Source organism: Mycobacterium sp. E3247 (assembly GCF_001667785.1).
GTDB lineage: Bacteria > Actinomycetota > Actinomycetes > Mycobacteriales > Mycobacteriaceae > Mycobacterium.
In genome coordinates this window covers 1-15,528 of the sequence record NZ_LZJG01000432.1, presented here as the reverse complement: position 1 = coordinate 15,528, position 15,528 = coordinate 1, and the positions used below count along the sequence as shown (strand labels likewise).

The 15,528-nt window shown below is 67.4% G+C and carries 18 protein-coding genes and 1 pseudogene; 10 read left to right on the top strand and 9 right to left on the bottom strand.

Going from position 1 to position 15,528, the window contains the following annotated elements:
• A partial coding sequence (locus A9X04_RS22135) for an alpha/beta fold hydrolase (protein ID WP_369828995.1) occupies positions 1-408 on the top strand: 408 nt, incomplete at its 5' end.
• A gap of 5 nt (positions 409-413) precedes the next feature.
• Here A9X04_RS22135 and A9X04_RS22130 read toward each other — a convergent pair.
• Positions 414-887 carry a hypothetical protein gene (locus tag A9X04_RS22130; RefSeq protein WP_067925080.1) on the bottom strand — a complete coding sequence of 158 codons (474 nt, stop codon included), beginning with the start codon at positions 885-887 and terminating at the stop codon, positions 414-416.
• 36 nt (positions 888-923) lie between these two features.
• On the opposite strand from A9X04_RS22130, the gene A9X04_RS22125 reads away from it, so the two are divergent.
• From A9X04_RS22125 to A9X04_RS22090, 9 genes and pseudogenes are all read left to right on the top strand, one after another.
• Positions 924-2,231 (top strand): NADH-ubiquinone oxidoreductase-F iron-sulfur binding region domain-containing protein, encoded by a 1,308-nt coding sequence (locus A9X04_RS22125; protein ID WP_067925093.1) that lies wholly within the window; start codon positions 924-926, stop codon positions 2,229-2,231.
• Positions 2,228-2,523 (top strand): annotated as a pseudogene (locus A9X04_RS22120) (ferredoxin). Before A9X04_RS22125 ends, A9X04_RS22120 begins: the two are co-directional and overlap by 4 nt.
• A 97-nt stretch (positions 2,524-2,620) precedes the next feature.
• Positions 2,621-2,908 (top strand): hypothetical protein, encoded by a 288-nt coding sequence (locus A9X04_RS29975; RefSeq protein ID WP_231985795.1) that lies wholly within the window; start codon positions 2,621-2,623, stop codon positions 2,906-2,908.
• A 136-nt stretch (positions 2,909-3,044) separates the two neighbouring features.
• A complete protein-coding gene (locus A9X04_RS22115) occupies positions 3,045-4,700 on the top strand; it encodes an OB-fold domain-containing protein (protein ID WP_067925075.1) in 1,656 nt (551 codons plus the stop codon).
• Complete coding sequence (locus A9X04_RS22110) at positions 4,697-5,596, top strand: alpha/beta hydrolase (protein WP_067925073.1); 900 nt, start codon at positions 4,697-4,699, stop codon at positions 5,594-5,596. The genes A9X04_RS22115 and A9X04_RS22110 overlap by 4 nt, the downstream gene beginning before the upstream one ends.
• Complete coding sequence (locus A9X04_RS22105; RefSeq protein ID WP_067925070.1) at positions 5,593-6,408, top strand: NAD(P)-dependent oxidoreductase; 816 nt, start codon at positions 5,593-5,595, stop codon at positions 6,406-6,408. Before A9X04_RS22110 ends, A9X04_RS22105 begins: the two co-directional genes overlap by 4 nt.
• 7 nt (positions 6,409-6,415) lie before the next feature.
• Positions 6,416-7,216, top strand: coding sequence for an NAD(P)-dependent oxidoreductase (locus A9X04_RS22100; RefSeq protein WP_082975179.1), 801 nt, complete (start codon positions 6,416-6,418; stop codon positions 7,214-7,216).
• A 112-nt stretch (positions 7,217-7,328) separates the two neighbouring features.
• Positions 7,329-8,534: a cytochrome P450 gene (locus A9X04_RS22095; protein ID WP_067925083.1), complete on the top strand. Its 1,206-nt coding sequence runs from the start codon at positions 7,329-7,331 to the stop codon at positions 8,532-8,534.
• Between the two features lie 11 nt (positions 8,535-8,545).
• Complete coding sequence (locus A9X04_RS22090) at positions 8,546-8,746, top strand: ferredoxin (protein WP_067925061.1); 201 nt, start codon at positions 8,546-8,548, stop codon at positions 8,744-8,746.
• Positions 8,747-8,752: 6 nt separating this feature from the next.
• On the opposite strand, the gene A9X04_RS22085 is transcribed toward A9X04_RS22090, so the two are convergent.
• The 8 genes from A9X04_RS22085 to A9X04_RS22050 all read right to left on the bottom strand — a co-directional run.
• Positions 8,753-8,986, bottom strand: a complete 234-nt coding sequence (locus tag A9X04_RS22085) for a DUF1330 domain-containing protein (RefSeq protein ID WP_231985794.1) — start codon at positions 8,984-8,986, stop codon at positions 8,753-8,755.
• Between the two features lie 60 nt (positions 8,987-9,046).
• The gene (locus A9X04_RS22080; protein WP_067925055.1) at positions 9,047-9,244 is read right to left on the bottom strand and encodes a ferredoxin; all 198 of its coding nucleotides are present in this window, start codon (positions 9,242-9,244) and stop codon (positions 9,047-9,049) included.
• A complete protein-coding gene (locus A9X04_RS22075; RefSeq protein ID WP_067925050.1) occupies positions 9,241-10,512 on the bottom strand; it encodes a cytochrome P450 in 1,272 nt (423 codons plus the stop codon). Before A9X04_RS22075 ends, A9X04_RS22080 begins: the two co-directional genes overlap by 4 nt.
• Positions 10,513-10,623: 111 nt before the next feature.
• The gene (locus A9X04_RS22070) at positions 10,624-11,130 is read right to left on the bottom strand and encodes a hypothetical protein (RefSeq protein WP_067925047.1); all 507 of its coding nucleotides are present in this window, start codon (positions 11,128-11,130) and stop codon (positions 10,624-10,626) included.
• Positions 11,131-11,147: 17 nt separating this feature from the next.
• Positions 11,148-11,741: a TetR/AcrR family transcriptional regulator gene (locus A9X04_RS22065; protein ID WP_067925044.1), complete on the bottom strand. Its 594-nt coding sequence runs from the start codon at positions 11,739-11,741 to the stop codon at positions 11,148-11,150.
• A 116-nt stretch (positions 11,742-11,857) separates the two neighbouring features.
• Entirely contained in the window at positions 11,858-13,006 is a 1,149-nt protein-coding gene (locus tag A9X04_RS22060) for a thiolase family protein (RefSeq protein ID WP_067925041.1), read from the bottom strand.
• A 76-nt stretch (positions 13,007-13,082) separates the two neighbouring features.
• Positions 13,083-14,249, bottom strand: coding sequence for an acyl-CoA dehydrogenase family protein (locus A9X04_RS22055; RefSeq protein ID WP_067925039.1), 1,167 nt, complete (start codon positions 14,247-14,249; stop codon positions 13,083-13,085).
• 133 nt (positions 14,250-14,382) lie between these two features.
• Positions 14,383-15,528: amidohydrolase family protein (locus tag A9X04_RS22050; protein WP_067925036.1), on the bottom strand; the 1,146-nt coding region annotated here is incomplete at its 5' end.

Below are 15,528 nucleotides of genomic sequence, written 5' to 3'. Positions count from 1 at the left end.
GTGAAGGTGGCCGAGTGGCGCGATCGCATCGAGGAGAACCCGAACAACAAGCAGCGGTTCCTCGACTTCGACAAAGACGAGTTCCTCAAGGTCATGCTGCGCTGGCTCAACGCATTCGTTTCCAAGCCCGGGCAGACTATTCCGGGTGTCGAGGACGAGATGTTCGACCGCATCAAGGTTCCCACGTTGATCATTCGCGGCGGCGAGAACGACATGGACCATCCCAAACGGACCTCGCTCGAGGTGAGTTGCCTGATCAAGGGATCGAAGCTCATCGACCCGCCCTGGCCGGAGGACGCGTGGGAACGCGCGTCCGAAGACCGCGCGGCGGGCCGGGTGCAGCACTTCAACATGTTCGACACGTGGGTGCAGGCGGCGCCCGCGATACTCGAGTTCCTGGGCTCGTGATGTCCCTACACCGTGTGAATGTGGACCTCGCAGTTGAGCGACGCCTCGAGGGCCGTGTGAACCCGGCTCTCGGGTATGCGTTCGAGGTCCTGCTCCCGCAGCGTCACGTACACGATGTCGAAGCCTTCGTCGCCCGGTGTTCGCTCGATGTCACCGGTGAGCCCGAAACCGGACAGCACGCCCTGGGCGTCGTCGTCGGTTCCCCGGCTGATGAAGGTGACCACCCCCGGTACCGGGCTATCGCCGAACACCTTGGCGCACAGGTTCATTGCCACCTGCTTGGCCGCGTCGCCGTCTTCGGCGGCGATCAGCAATTCGACTTCGCGGCGGCCCACGGGCATGGCCGCGAGGTCGTTCTCGACCACGCCGGCGCCCGCGTGCGCCGCGAGCTCAAGGAGCGCTGCCATGCCGTCTCGTAGCTGCTGGGGCGTGCACACGTCTTTTGGATCCACATTGACGCGCACCACCGCAGTTCGCATGTGCGCAAGCGTAACCAAGACGATGGCGGGCCGGCCGTGAGTACCGCGCAATCCACCCCCATCATCACCGCCAGCCTCCCCGGCTGCGAACCGCGGCTGCTATTCGGGCGAACCGGCCAGGCGCCCGAGGATCTCGCGGCTTATCGAGAGCGGGGCGGATATCGGCCGCTCGCCGACGCCGATGAATTGCTGAGCGAAGTGGAAGCCAGCGGCCTGGTCGGTCGCGGGGGTGCGGCGTTCCCGCTGGCGATCAAGTTGCACGCCGTGCGCGACAACGGGCGCATTGCCGGCGGCGCCGTGGTCGTCGCGAACGGCGAAGAGGGCGAACCGGCTTCGGTCAAGGACCGCTGGCTGCTGCGCAACCGGCCTCACCTGATCCTGGACGGGTTGCGGTTGGCCGCCGCGGTCGTGGGGACGAACCGTGCCCACGTCTACCTCTCCGATCCGGAATCGGCGCGCAGCGTCGAAAGCGCGCTCGGCGAGCTCGATCCCGACGCGCTCGGCGGTGTCATCGTCAGCATGTTGACCGTGCAGCCCGGATACGTGGCGGGCGAGGAAACCGCCGCCGTCCGCGCGCTCAACGGCGGCCCGGCCAAGCCGACGGACAAGCCGCCGCGGCCCTTCGAAGCCGGCGTCGACGACCGGCCCACCCTGGTGAGCAATGTCGAGACCCTGGCCAACCTGCCCTACCTGCAGCGCCACGGCGCCGGCGCGTTCCGCTCGCAGGGTACGTCGTTGTCGCCGGGGACCTTCCTGGCCACCATCACCGGCGCCGGCCGCCCGCCCGTTCTCTACGAACTTCCGCACGGCCTACCGTTTACCGAACTCCTTGCCCTGCATGGTGTTCCGTCGGACCAAGTGCGTGGGGCATTGATGGGCGGTTACTTTGCCGGCCTACTCAACCGCCGCGTGCTCGAGACGACCTTGGACCACGAGACGATGCGACGTGTCGGCAGCGGCTTGGGAGCGGGCGCCATCGCGGTGCTCACCGACGACTGCCCCGTCGCGGTCGCGGCGTCGGTGCTGGCCTACTTCGACCGGGAAAACGCCGGGCAATGCGGCTCGTGCTTCAACGGAACGGCGGCAATGGCGGCCGCCGCCGGTGCGCTTCGCGACGGTGCCGCGACAACGGCGGACGTCGAACGGTTGCGCCGCTGGTCGGTGCTGCTGCGCGGACGGGGCGCGTGCGCAACCCTGGACGCCGCCACCAATGTCGCGGCCGGCCTACTCGGCCAGTTCCCGGCCGAAGTCACCGCACATCTCGACGGCACGTGCCAGGGCTGCGCCCGCGGCGCGTTCCGCGCCGACCGGCCCTACGAGGCGGAAACATTGAGGCTCGCATGAGAATCCGCTTGGACCGCACTGTCTGCGATGGTTTCGGCATCTGCGCCAAATACGCGCCCGGATACTTCTCGCTGGACGACTGGGGTTACGCCTCCCTCATCGGCGACGGCACCGTGGCGGAGTCGGATCGCGATGCGGTGATGCGCGCGCTGATGGACTGCCCGGTGCACGCCATCGCCGAGATCGGCGAGCGCACATACCCCACCCCCGCCCTCCGCTCGCCGACGCGGACGACCCGGCCGAACGCCTCAAAACCGAAGAGAACGAGGCGGAATGGGGATTCACCCGCTGAACGGGGTGCCCGCGAGCCATTTTGACCATGGTCGGGACGGTCTCAACGGAATAAGCTGAACCCGCCAGGGTCACGATGGCCCATCGGGAGGCGCACCATGAGGTGGTTCATTCGTCGCCTGACCGTCGTCATAGCGGTCGCGTTCGTAGCGCTGGCAGTCGCGGTGATCGCGACGCCGGGAACCAGTTCGGCGGACTGCGATCACAACATGTCGTGGAATCCGGCGACCCTCGAGTGCAAGCCGCCACCGCCGCCACCACCGCCCTGGTACACACCTCCGCCGCCATACGCGCCCTCATTCGCCGGGCAGGATGAACCGTTCGTTGACGGTGAATCCGGCGAGCGTCGCCATGCCGGAGACCTCGCGCACCCCGACATCGAGTGAACGGCAATACCGGCACACCGGTGCGGGCGGATGGATCAGCGATCGCGCAGGCCTGGGGGTGATAACGTAATTCTCCGATTCGTACAACGGTCCTACCAAGTTGCACCGGGGGGCCCGTTCGACTCGCGGAGGTGACGTGTCAGCAGCGCCGGGACGACCGTTGCCCCTGGTCACGCAGGACAACGAATTCTTCTGGACCTCGGGAGCTGACGGCAAGCTGCGACTGCAGGTATGCCAGGCCTGCCAATCGCTGATCCATCCGCCCGCACCGGTGTGCCGGTATTGCCGTTCACTCGATGTCGGGGTGCGCGAGGTCTCCGGCATGGCGACGCTCGCCGGATTCACCGTCAACGAACGGTTCAGCCTGCCCGGACTGGTCGCGCCCTACGTCATCGCGCAGGTGGCGATCGCCGAAGATCCGCGGATTCGGTTGACCACCAACATCATCGAGTGCGATCCCGATCGGCTCGAACTCGGCCAACAGGTCGAGGTCGTCTTCGAACAGGTCGAGGACGTGTGGTTTCCGCTGTTCCGGCCGGTACAGAACGCCGAACCCGGCCCGTTGCCCACCGACGAGATAGCGCCGGAGCGCTTCGGCGAACACGTGCGCCCCATGCTGACCCGGGAGAAGTTCGAAGACAAGGTCGCGCTGACCGGGATCGGCATGTCGCCGATCGGTCGCCGGCTGATGCAGCCGCCGTTGGCGCTGACCGTGCAGGCGTGCGAAGCGGCCATCACCGACGCCGGCCTGACGTTCGCCGACATCGACGGCCTGTCCACCTATCCCGGCGCCATCAACGTTGGCGGGTTCGGGGAAGGCGGCGTTACCGCGCTGGAAGCCGCGCTCGGCATCCGGCCAGCGTGGCACAACGGCGCCATGGAGACGTTCGGACCGGGCGGATCGCTGATCGCAGCCATGCAGGCGGTCGCGTGCGGGCTGGCCCACCACGTGCTCTGCTTCCGCACGCTCTGGGAAGCCACTCATGGCGAGCTGATGAAGCAGGGCAAGATCAGCCCGTCGATGGGCCGGATGTCGGGTTGGCAGATGCCATTCGGGGCAACGTCCGCAGCGCACACCTTAGCGATGAACGCGCAGCGCCACTTTCACCGTTACGGCACCACCAAAGAGACCCTCGGCTGGATCGCGTTGAACCAGCGGGCGAACGCCGAACTCAACCCGACCGCCATCTACCGGTCGCCGATGACCATGGATGACTATCTGAACGCGCGGCCCATCACCACGCCGTTCGGTCTCTACGACTGCGACGTACCGTGCGACGGCGCGGTCGCCGTCATCGTCTCCGCCGTCGACGCCGCGCGCGACCTCGCCAAGCGGCCCGTCCTGGTCGAGGCGGTGGGCACCCAGATCATCGAGCGAATCGACTGGGACCAAAGCACTCTCACCCATGAGCCTCAGGTGCTGGGCCAGGCCGCGCACCTGTGGACACGTACCACGTTGCGCCCTGACGACGTCGACGTCGCCGAACTCTACGACGGTTTCACCATGAACTGCCTGTCCTGGATCGAGGCGCTGGGCTTCTGCGGCATCGGCGAGGCCAAAGAGTTTCTGGACGGCGGCAAGAACATCGCCCGCGACGGCCAACTGCCGCTCAACACCCACGGCGGCCAGCTTTCGCACGGCCGCACCCACGGCATGGGCCTGGTCCACGAGGCCATCACCCAGCTGCGCGGGAAGGCCGGCGATCGCCAGGTCGCCGGCGCCCGCGTCGGGGTGGTGAGCAGCGGCGGTCTGACCCCCAGCGGCGTGCTGTTGTTGCGGACGGACACATGAGCGGCCCGGCGCCCCGGCCCAGGCTGGTGATCGTCGACGGCGTGCCGATGTCGGCGCTGATCGCCGAATCCGCCGAACCCAAGGCCGTGATCGTCGCGATCCACGGCGGGGGAACCACCGCAATGTATTTCGACTGCCCGGGCCATCCGTCGTTGTCGCTGCTGCGGACCGGAGCGACGGCCGGATTCACCGTGGTGGCCCTCGACCGGCCAGGCTACGGCAGCTCGGCCCCCTACCCGGAGGCGATGGCGCTGCCCGAGCAGCGGGTCAACCTCGCCTACGGCGCGGTGGACCGCATCCTCGGTGATCGGCCGCGCGGCGCGGGGTTGTTCCTGATCGGTCATTCCGGGGGATGCGAGCTCGTGATGCGGATGGGCGCCGACGAGCGCGGCGCCGATCTGCTGGGCATCGAACTGGCCGGTACGGGCCGGCGTTATCACCCGGCGGCGAGGGACATCCTGAAGACCGCGACCCGCGAACGCCGCCCGGCCGGCCTGCGCGAGCTGCTGTGGCATCCAGAATGCCTGTATCCGCCCGAGGTCCTCAGCGGCGTCACTGTCTCTCCGACGGCGCCGTCCTACGAGGACCAGATGGTGTCGAACTGGGCCCGCCAGGATTTCCCGGCGCTCGCCCCGGCCGTGCGTGTCCCCGTGCAGTTCAGCATCGCCGAACACGAAAAGGTCTGGCAGAACGACCCTTCCGCGGTGGCCGAGATCGAGGGCCTGTTCTCAGGGTCACCGCGGTTCGTCGTGCACCGGCAGCCCGATGCGGGGCACAACATGAGCCTGGGTCACGCCGCCGCGGCCTACCACGCGAAGGTGTTCGCGTTCGCCGACGACTGCGTGGCCGCCCGCGCGAATTCCGTTGGCACAGAAGACGACCTGGAGGCCGGATGAGGGTCGGATTCATCGGTCTGGGCAGCCAGGGCGGGCCCATGGCCCGCCGGATCGTCGAGGGTGGCTACGAGACGACGCTGTGGGCGCGCAGGGCCGCGACCCTCGAGCCGTTCGCCGATACGGCGGCGAAGGTCGCCGAGTCGCCGGCCGAGCTCGCCGCGGCCAGCGATCTGGTCTGCCTTTGCGTCGTGGGCGACGCCGACATCGACGAGATCGCGACCGGTGAGCGGGGGCTGTTGGCGGCCATGAAGCCGGGCGGTGTGATCGCGGTGCACAGCACCGTGCACCCCAACACCTGCCGGAGTCTGGCGAACAAGGCTGCGGCCAACGGCATCTCGGTCATCGACGCGCCGGTGAGCGGAGGTGGACCCGCGGCGTCCGAAGGGCGGCTGTTGGTGATGGTCGGCGGTGACGCCGACGTCGTCGAGCGGTGCCGCCCGGTCTTCGCCACCTATGCCGATCCGATCGTCCACCTCGGGGAGCTGGGTTCCGGGCAAACCACCAAGTTGCTCAACAACCTGCTGTTCACCGCCCATCTGGCGACCGCGGCCACCGCGCTGTCGCTGGCCGGCGCCCTCGGCGTCGACCCGGACCGCCTCACCGAAGTCGTCTCTCGCAGCAGCGGGAACAGCTTCGCCCTCAACGCACTTGGCGGGATCGGCGGATTGGAACGGCTCGCCGGTGTGGCCGGGACGCTGCTGCAGAAGGATGTCCGCCTGGTGGTCGACCTGGCCGAACGGGCCGGGGCGAGCGGGGGCGCCGTGCTGGACGCGGCCGACGCCGCGCTCGCCATGATGGGTACTTCCCGATGACGGCCCAGTGAGGGTCGGGTTCATCGGTGCCGGGCGGATGGGCCGGCCCATGGTGGCCCGCCTGGTCGAGGCCGGGCATGACGTGCAGGCGCTGGGCCGAACGCGCGAGAAACGGGGCGATCTGGAGCGACTCGGCGCCCACGCGGTCCACGACGCCGCCGAGGCGGGTGCGCGGGCCGACGTCGTGGTGCTCTGCGTGTTCTCCGACCAACAGGTGCGGGAGGTGTGTCTGGACGGCGGATTGCTGTCCGCCATGCCGCCCGGTTCGGCGCTGGTGGTGCACACCACCGCCAGCCCGAGGACGATCGACGCCCTCGCCGCGGGCGCCGGCGGGGTCGACGTCATCGACGCCGCGGTCAGCGGTCGCCCGCACGACACCGCGGCCGGCCGGCTCACGCTGTTCGTGGGCGGCGCCGGGGACGCGGTGGCGCGCGTGCGGCCGGTGCTGCAGTGCTACGGCGACCCGGTGTTGCACGTCGGTGCCCGCGGGTGCGGACAAGTCGTGAAACTGGTGAACAACGCCTTGTTCGCCGGGCATATCGGGCTGCTCGCACAAGCCGTGCGATGGGGTGAACGGCTCGGCGTGCCGGAGCCGACGCTGCTGACCGCGTTGACGCACGGCAGCGCGACCAGCCGCGTCCTGGAGCTGGTGGCGGCGGCGGGTTCGGTCGCGTCGTTCATCGAGGTGGCCGGGGAATTCGTGCACAAGGACGTGGCCGTCGTGCGCAGCACCGGCGCGGAACTCGGCGCTGACCTGGGCGCTCTCGGCGGCGTCTTCGAGTCCATCGACGTCGCGAAGAGGGCTTGAGAACTTGGCGTTTCGGTCTTTCCGGTTCGTCACGAAGGTATTACCGTTACCGTTACAGTCAACGACTCGGCTGTAACGGTTGCAGCCCGCCCTCGCCGCTGAGGAGGATTCCGTGACAAAACCGAAGGTCGTCTTCGATCCGTACTCCGAGGACTACTTCAACAACCCGTTCGAAATCTATCGACGGATGCGCGAGGAAGCGCCGCTGTACTACGACGAGAAAGAGGACTTCTACGCGCTGACCCGCCACGAGGACGTCTCGGCCGCGTTCAAGGATTTCGAGACCTATTCGTCGGCGCGCGGCTGCGACCTGGCGATGGTGCGCCGGGGCGTCTCCCCCGAGCAGAAGTCGATCATCTTCATGGATCCACCCGAGCACCGCCACATGCGCAGCCTGCTCAACAAGGCGTTCACCCCCCGGGCGATTCAATCGCAGCGCGAGACGATCATCGAGGTGATCGACAAGTACCTCGGCGCCGCCGACCCCGACAACTTCGATGTCGTGCAGGACTTCTCCGGGCCGTTCCCGGTGGAGGTGATCACCCGGATGGCCGGCGTGCCCGAGGAGTACCGCCAGCAGGTCCGCCACTGGATCGACACCAGCCTGTCCCACGAACCGGGACAGATCGAGATCAGCGAAGCCGGCATGCAGGCCAACATCGACACCGCGATGTACTACTTCGGCCTGGTCCAGGAGCGCCGCGCGGAGCCGCAGGACGACATGATCAGCAGGCTGATCGCCGCGGAGATCCCGGGCGAGGACGGCCAGCTGCGCAAGCTCGATGACATCGAAATCACCGGCTTCGCGACGCTTTTGGGCGGGGCGGGCGCCGAGACCGTCACCAAGCTGCTCGGCAACGCCGCGGTGATCTTCGCCCGGCACCCCGACCAGTGGCGGAAGCTGCAGGAGGACCGCGACAAGATCCCCGGGGCGGTGGAAGAGCTCCTGCGCTACGAGGGGCCGGTGCAGTACAACGTGCGCTACACCCTCAAAGAGGCACACGTCAGCGGCGGCATCATTCCCGCCGGCAAGCCGGTGTTCCTTTGCGGCGCCGCGGCGAACCGCGACCCGGAGGCCTTCACCGAGGCCGACACCTTCGACATCGAGCGTGACCAGGCCGAGGCGCAGCACCTCGGCCTGGGGTACGGGATCCACAGTTGCCTGGGCGCGGCGCTCGCCCGCCTGGAAAGCAGGATCGCGCTGGAGCGGCTCCTCGACTTCATGCCGCGCTACGAGGTTGACTGGGCGGGGTGCAAGCGAGTGAACATGCAAAACGTCGCGGGCTGGAAGAACGTGCCCGTCAAAGTGCTTCGGTAAAGGGGGTCGCGGTGACCAAGAAGATCGAAGTCGATTGGGGGCTCTGCGAGAGCAACGGCGTCTGCATGGGCATCAACCCGGACATCTTCCTGCTGGGCGACGACGACATGCTGACCGTGCTGCAGGAAGAAGTCACCCCGGAGAACGAGGCGGACGTGCGCGAGGCCGTTCGCCAGTGCCCCCGGCAGGCCATCTCCATCGTGGGCGAGTAGCGGCGGTCAGAACCCGGCGAGGATGACGGCGTTGCAGTCGGCCGCGGCCTGCCGGAGTTTCGCCGCCTTCTGATAGCCCTCGGACTCATACCACACGCGGGCAGCGTCCACGGATTCGAATTCCAGCACGACGGTCTGGTCGCCGTGCCAGCTGCCCTCGATCACCTTGGGAGCGGTGTCCACCGCCAGAATGGTGGCGCCCGCCATCGCCGAACCGGCGGCCTGCGCATAGGCTTTCATGCCCTCCGGATCCTTGATGGCCTCCGTCAAGATGACATATCCCTTAGCCACTGAATCTCCTCAGCTGGATTCGATTTTGCTGATGGCCTGCTCGGGGCAGCACTCGATGGCTTCTTGCGTGGCTGCCTCGAATTCCGTTGGGACCTCTGAAGGTATCGCCTCCGCGTAACCGTCGTCGGTGAGGCTGAACACTTCCGGGCACAACGTGGTGCAAACACCATGGCCGCGGCAGCGCTGGTCGTCGACTGTGACCTTCATGCCGGGGTGAACTCCAGGTGCAGCTCCGTCAGGCCGCGCAGGATGTAGGTCGGAACGTATTGGTAGCGACGGTCATTCGCGGGGCCGTGCATGCGTTCGTCGATCCGGATGTCGGAGGTCCGGTCGAGCAGGCGCTCGATCGCCACCCGGGTTTCGGCGCGCGCCAGCGGCGCGCCCGGGCAGCTGTGGATGCCGCGCCCGAACGAGATGTGCTGGCGGGCGTTCTTGCGGGCCGGGTCGAAGGTGGCGGGGTCGTCGAACCGGCGGGGGTCGCGGTTGGCGGCCGCTTGGACAACCATGACGGTGGTCCCCGCGGGCAGGTCGACGCCACCGACGTTGGCGGGCACCCGATTCAGCCGGAAGTCGCCCTTGACCGGGCTCTCGTGGCGCAACGACTCCTCGATGAAATTGGGGATCAGGCTGCGGTCCTTGCGCAACTTCGCCTGGATGTCGGGCCGCTCCCCGAGCGTCTGCAAGGCCGCACCCAACAGCCGCACGGTGGTCTCCTGACCCGCGGAAAACACGTTGCTGGCCACGCGGGCCACGTCCTCGACGTCGGGAGTCGAGCCGTCCGGATACGTGGCGGTGGCCAGGCCGGTCAGCACATCGTCGCGGGGCTCCCGCCGGCGGTCGATGACGTAGTCGGAGAAGAGGCCGTAGAGGAATTCCAGCGGGCTGTGCGCCAGCGAGCCCTTGGTGCCCCCGACGCCGCCGCCCGAGTGGTCGCGGATGCCCTTGACGAACTTGTCACGGTCCTCCTCCGGCACCCCGAGCAGATCGGCGATGACCAGCAGCGTGAACGGGCCCGCGAAGCCCTTGATGAACTCGCCGTGGCCGGGCGCCAGGAACGTGTCGAGCACCTGGTCGGCGAGCACCCACATGGCGTCCTCGTTCTCCTTGAGGCGCTTCGGGGTGATCAGCCGCATCAGCAGCGAGCGATGGTTGGTGTGGGTCGGCGGATCGAGGGTGGGCAGCTGGTCGCTGAACGGCAATTCGTCGCGGTGCTTCTCGATCAACTCGGTGACGTCGTCCCCCTCCAGCGCCACCGGGAAGCCGGGAAACGGGCCGGTGACCGAGACGCAGGAGGACCACGTCTCGGCGTCATTGAGCACCGCGCACGCCTCGTCCCAACCGGTGATCATGGTGACGTCGTGATGGGGCTCCCGCGTGACCGGGCACTGCCGGCGCAGCGCCTCGTAGTAGGGGTACGGGTCGTCGATGAGCTCGCTGCCGCGGAAGAAGTCCAACTCGGAGAATTCGTTCGCCATCTTCCGCTCCTTGAATCTCAACTAGCGAGAACGCGCCTCTCGCAGATGAGTATTACATTTCCATAGGGCATTGCCGGCCGTCAACGACGGGGACCGGTGCCGATACGCGACTCAGCCGGCGGGAACCAGGTCCGCGGCCACCGAGGGCCACGCCAGCAACCCGCTGCGGAAGGTCTCGACGTGACCGAGCCCGCCGAGAGGCAGAGCGGCGGCCGCCATGGCCTGGGCCTTGAACATCTGGGCGGCCATGCTGAGTCGGTGCTGCACCAGGCCGACGCTGTCATCGAGCTCGGCCGGCCAGCCCTCTCCCCACAGCGTGACCTCGGTCGCCCCGTGATCGAGGGCCTGCAACACCCCTTGCCGCACCCGCGCGTCGCACCCGAACAGGTCGGCCGCGGCCGCCAGGGCCTGCGGCCGGGGACGCGATTGCACCGAAGCCAGGGCGTCTTCGAGGTCGACCACCCGGGCACCGAGAATCTGCAACGGCCGATCGTCGGGATGGTCGGCAACCAGGACGGTGACGTCCCAGCCCGCCATCGCCCGGTCGAAAAGCCATCCGCCGGCGAACCGCACCGCGTCGACGACGGTCACGGCGACCACGTCGAGGCGGTATCTCATGTCCTCACCCGGCTCTTCTACGGCGCGAAGTCTCGCGCCAGCGTCTCGGCGTACTGCTTGAACACCTCGGTCAGGGGTATCGATGGATCGAGCAACCATGTGGTTTCCATTCCGTGGACGAAGGCGAGAATCTCTACTGCCTTGACGGCGGGGTCGATGTCCGCGCGGTACCGGCCATCGGCCTGCCCGCGGCGGATGAGGTCGGCGACAATGTCGGTCGCGGCGCGATGCCGGGCCAGCATCCGGTCGTGCAGCGGAGCGTCGGGAAGGATGTTCTCGACCAGCAACACTGTGAACGTCCCGACCAGTTCGGGTGCCCGGTTGAACCGATCGGCGACCTGGGCGATCTGGGCGAAGAGATCGCCGGTCCGGTCGGCGTGCAGGTCGTCGTCGAGGTCGCGCGCGTCGAGGACGGCGTGCAGCAACTGTTCTTTGGATTCGAAGTGATGCAGCAACCCGGCGGGGGTGACCCCCGCCTCGCCGGCGATCTGGGCGAGGGTGGTGCTACGCCAGCCGTTGCGCGTCAGCAGCCGTTGCGCGACCGCGAGGATGCGCTGCTTGCGGTCCTCGCCTTTGGCGAGCAGCGTGTCGTATCGCCGTGCGTCGGGCACCCGACTCCTTTGACCGATCGGCGGGACCAACCAACCTAGTGAACACACAGTAGGTTAGTTTGACCCCTGTGACAAGGGTCACCCCTGAGGCTGATTCCGGCGGGTGGACGTCGGCGCTATCGCACCAGCTCGACGAGCGTGGCGTTGGCGGTGCCGCCGCCCTCGCACATGGTCTGCAGCCCGTAGCGGATCCCGTTGTCGCGCATGTGGTGCACCATGCGCGTCATCAGCACCGCCCCCGACCCGCCCAGCGGGTGGCCCAGCGCGATGGCGCCGCCGAGCGGGTTGACCAGCTCGGGGTCCGCCCCGGTTTCGGCGAGCCACGCCAAGGGCACCGGCGCGAAGGCCTCGTTCACCTCGAATGCGCCGACCTCCGACAGCGGCACGCCGGCCTTCTTCAGCACCTTCTCGGTCGCCGGGATGGGACCGGTGAGCATGAGTACCGGGTCCGCCCCGGTCACCGCGCCGGCCAGGTACCGAACCACCGGGGTCAACCCCAGCTCGACGGCCATCTCGGCCGTCATCACCAGCAAGGCCGCCGCACCGTCGGAGATCTGCGACGAATTGCCCGCGTGGATCACGCCGTCCTCGGTGAACGCCGGCTTCAGTCCGCTGAGTTTCTCCACCGTGGTCCCCCGCCGCACACCCTCGTCCGCGGCGACGACCGCTCCGTCATCGGTGAACACCGGAACGATCTGTTCGGTGAACGCGCCCGCGTCCTGAGCCGCCGCGGCCCGTTCGTGGGAGCGGACGGAGTATTCGTCGAGCCGGGTCCGCGACAAGCCCCACTTCTTGGCGATCAGCTCGGCCGACAGCCCCTGGTTGAACGAGAAGTCGTCATAGCGGGCGAGGACCTTCGGGCCGTACGGCATGCCGGTCGCCCTGGCCGAACCGAGCGGGACGCGGCTCATGACCTCGACACCGCCGGCCACGACGACATCCTGCTGACCGGACATCACCGCGTGCACGGCGAAATCGAGGGCCTGCTGACTGGACCCGCACGCCCGGTTGACGGTGGTGCCGGGGATCGTCTCCGGCCAGCCGGCGGCCAGGACCGCATAGCGCCCGATGTTGCTGGACTGGTCACCGACCTGGGACACGCATCCCCAGATCACGTCGTCGACGATCTCCGGGCCGACGCCGGCCCGCTCCAGCAGCTCGTTGAGGACGACGGCCGACAGGTCGGCGGCATGCATGCCGGACAGGCCGCCGTTGCGCTTGCCCACCGCGGTGCGCACGGCTTCGACGATGACGGTCTCATGCATGCCTCTGCTCCGATCCCTAGACTTTCGACAGCCAGTAAACGTTGCCGGCCCGTGACGGCCTGCGTGCGGATGGCTCTCAGTAGCTCCTCGGCAATTTCAGCACGTTGGACCCCAGGAAGTTCAGGATCATCTCCTGGCTCACCGGCGCGATCTTCATCAGCCGGGCCTCGCGGAAGTAGCGCGTGATGTGGTACTCCTCCGCATACCCCATGCCGCCGTGAGTTTGCAACGCCCGGTCGGCGGCGGTGAAACCCGCGTCGGCGCATAGGTATTTCGCGGTGTTCGCCTCGCGGCCGCAGGGTTTCCCGTTGTCGTACAACCAGGTCGCCTTGCGCAACATCAGCTCGGCGGCATCGAGGCGGGCCAGGGAGTCCGCGAGCGGGAACTGCAGGCCCTGGTTCATGCCGATGGGCCGGCCGAACACCTCGCGTTCGTTGCCGTATTTCACCGCCCTGTCCAGCGCCACCCGGCCGATGCCGAGCGCCTCGGCGGCGATCAGCATCCGTTCCGGGTTCAGGCCGTCCAGGATGTACTGAAAGCCCTTGCCCTCCTCGCCGATTCGGTCCTCGACCGGCACCTCGAGGTTGTCGATGAACAACTCGTTGGAGCTGACGGCGTTGCGGCCCATCTTGCGGATCGGCCGGATGTCGACGCGGCTGCGGTCCAGATCGGTGATGAACAGGGTCATCCCGTCGGTCTTCTTGGTGACTTCCTCGTAGCTCTGCGTGCGGGTGAGCAACAGGATCTTGTCGGACTCCATGGCCTTGGAGATCCACACCTTGCGACCGTTGACGATGTAGAGATCGCCGTCCCGTTTGGCGAAGGTGGTGATGCGCGAGGTGTCCAGTCCCGCTCCGGGTTCGGTCACGCCGAAGCAGACGTGCACTTCACCGGTCGCGACCTTGGGCAGCGTGCGTGCCTTGAGTTCGTCGGAGCCGTGCACCACCACCGGCTGCATGCCGAAGATGGAAAGATGAATCGAGCTGGCGGCGTTCATGGCGCCGCCGGATTTGGCGACCTCCTCGAGCAGGATGGTGGCCTCGGTGATTCCGAGGCCGTGTCCGCCGTACTCGGTGGGGATGGTCATGCCCAGCCAGCCGCCGTCGGCGATCGCGTTGTAGAACTCGGAGGGAAATTCGTGCGCCTGGTCTTTTTCCATCCAGTACTGATCGTCGAACTTGCGCGCCAGCTCGGCGACCGACCGGCGGATCAGTTCCTGGTCGTCAGTCAGCTCGAAGTTCATTCCGGCGCCGGGCACTGCTGGATCTCCTGTTCATTGCTGGCGGCGAGATTGCCGTGGTGGTCGTCAAGTACCGAAAAAGGAGACCTTGAGTGCAATTTCGACGCAGCTCACCCGGGCCCGGTCCGGTCGGGCCTCAGTCCTTGTTGCCGGTGAGGGCTTTCGCGTTCGCCGCGAAGTCGGCGAAGGACGAGCCGCCCCGGGTGTCCTTGTCGTGGCCCTGCGCCTTGATGGACACGTCGTGCCCCTCGGCGGCCTTACGCAGCGCACCGACGGTCGCCTGTTCGCGCGAAATGTGCGTGAACGGGTCGAACGAATACCAGCGCATCGCGTTCTCGTGGGTCATCTTGTTGATTTCGTCGTCCGGAACGTTGTTGATCGACAACACATCCCACAGCTCTTCCGGTGCGCCCGGCCACATCGAGTCGCTGTGCGGGTAGTCGGCTTCCCAGCAGATGTTGTCGATGCCGATCATGTTGCGCAGCGCCACACCGACCTTGTCGCTGATGAAGCAGGTCAGGAAGTGGTCGCGGAAAACTTCGCTGGGCAGCTTGCCCCTGAAGTCCTGGTGCGTCCAGGCGGAATGCATCTCGTAGGTCCGGTCGGCACGCTCCAGGAAGTAGGGAATCCAGCCGGTTCCACCCTCGGAGAGCGCGATCTTCAGGTCCGGGTATTCCTTGATCGGCCGCGACCACAACAGGTCGGCGGCGGCCTGCACGATGTTCATCGGCTGCAGCGTGATCATCACGTCCATCGGCGCGTCGGGCGCGGTGATGGCCAGCCGGCCCGACGAACCGATGTGCACGTTCATCACAGTGCCGGTTTCCACCAACGCTTTCCACAGCGGGTTCCAGTACTCGTCGTGGAAGCTGGGATAGCCCATCGCGGCGGGGTTTTCGGTGAAGGTCAGCGCGTGCACGCCCTTCTTCGACACCCGCCGCACCTCGGCGGCGCACGCCTCGGCGTCCCAGATCACCGGGATCGCCATCGGGATGAACCGCGCCGGGTAGGCGCCGCACCACTCGTCGATGTGCCAGTCGTTGTAAGCCTGCACCAGCGCTATGGAGAAATCGTGATCCTCGGTGGCGAACAGCCGAGCGGCAAAGCCGGGAAACGAGGGGAAGCAGATCGAGGCCAGGATGCCCCCCGCGTTCATGTCCTTGACTCGCTCGTCGACGTTGTAACAACCCGGGCGGATCTCGTCCAGCCCGGTCGGCTCGATGCCGTACTCCTCCTTCGGCCGTCCGGCGACCGCGTTCAATGCCACGTTCGGGATGACCGT

Excerpts from the sequence above, each read along its gene's own strand:
- A9X04_RS22130 (WP_067925080.1), bottom strand. The coding sequence starts at position 887 with ATGCGAACTGCGGTGGTGCGCGTCAATGTGGATCCAAAAGACGTGTGC.
- A9X04_RS29975 (WP_231985795.1), top strand. The coding sequence starts at position 2,621 with ATGAGGTGGTTCATTCGTCGCCTGACCGTCGTCATAGCGGTCGCGTTC.
- A9X04_RS22110 (WP_067925073.1), top strand. The coding sequence starts at position 4,697 with ATGAGCGGCCCGGCGCCCCGGCCCAGGCTGGTGATCGTCGACGGCGTG.
- A9X04_RS22105 (WP_067925070.1), top strand. The coding sequence starts at position 5,593 with ATGAGGGTCGGATTCATCGGTCTGGGCAGCCAGGGCGGGCCCATGGCC.
- A9X04_RS22085 (WP_231985794.1), bottom strand. The coding sequence starts at position 8,986 with ATGAAAGCCTATGCGCAGGCCGCCGGTTCGGCGATGGCGGGCGCCACC.
- A9X04_RS22080 (WP_067925055.1), bottom strand. The coding sequence starts at position 9,244 with ATGAAGGTCACAGTCGACGACCAGCGCTGCCGCGGCCATGGTGTTTGC.
- A9X04_RS22075 (WP_067925050.1), bottom strand. The coding sequence starts at position 10,512 with ATGGCGAACGAATTCTCCGAGTTGGACTTCTTCCGCGGCAGCGAGCTC.
- A9X04_RS22070 (WP_067925047.1), bottom strand. The coding sequence starts at position 11,130 with ATGAGATACCGCCTCGACGTGGTCGCCGTGACCGTCGTCGACGCGGTG.
- A9X04_RS22060 (WP_067925041.1), bottom strand. The coding sequence starts at position 13,006 with ATGCATGAGACCGTCATCGTCGAAGCCGTGCGCACCGCGGTGGGCAAG.
- A9X04_RS22055 (WP_067925039.1), bottom strand. The coding sequence starts at position 14,249 with ATGAACTTCGAGCTGACTGACGACCAGGAACTGATCCGCCGGTCGGTC.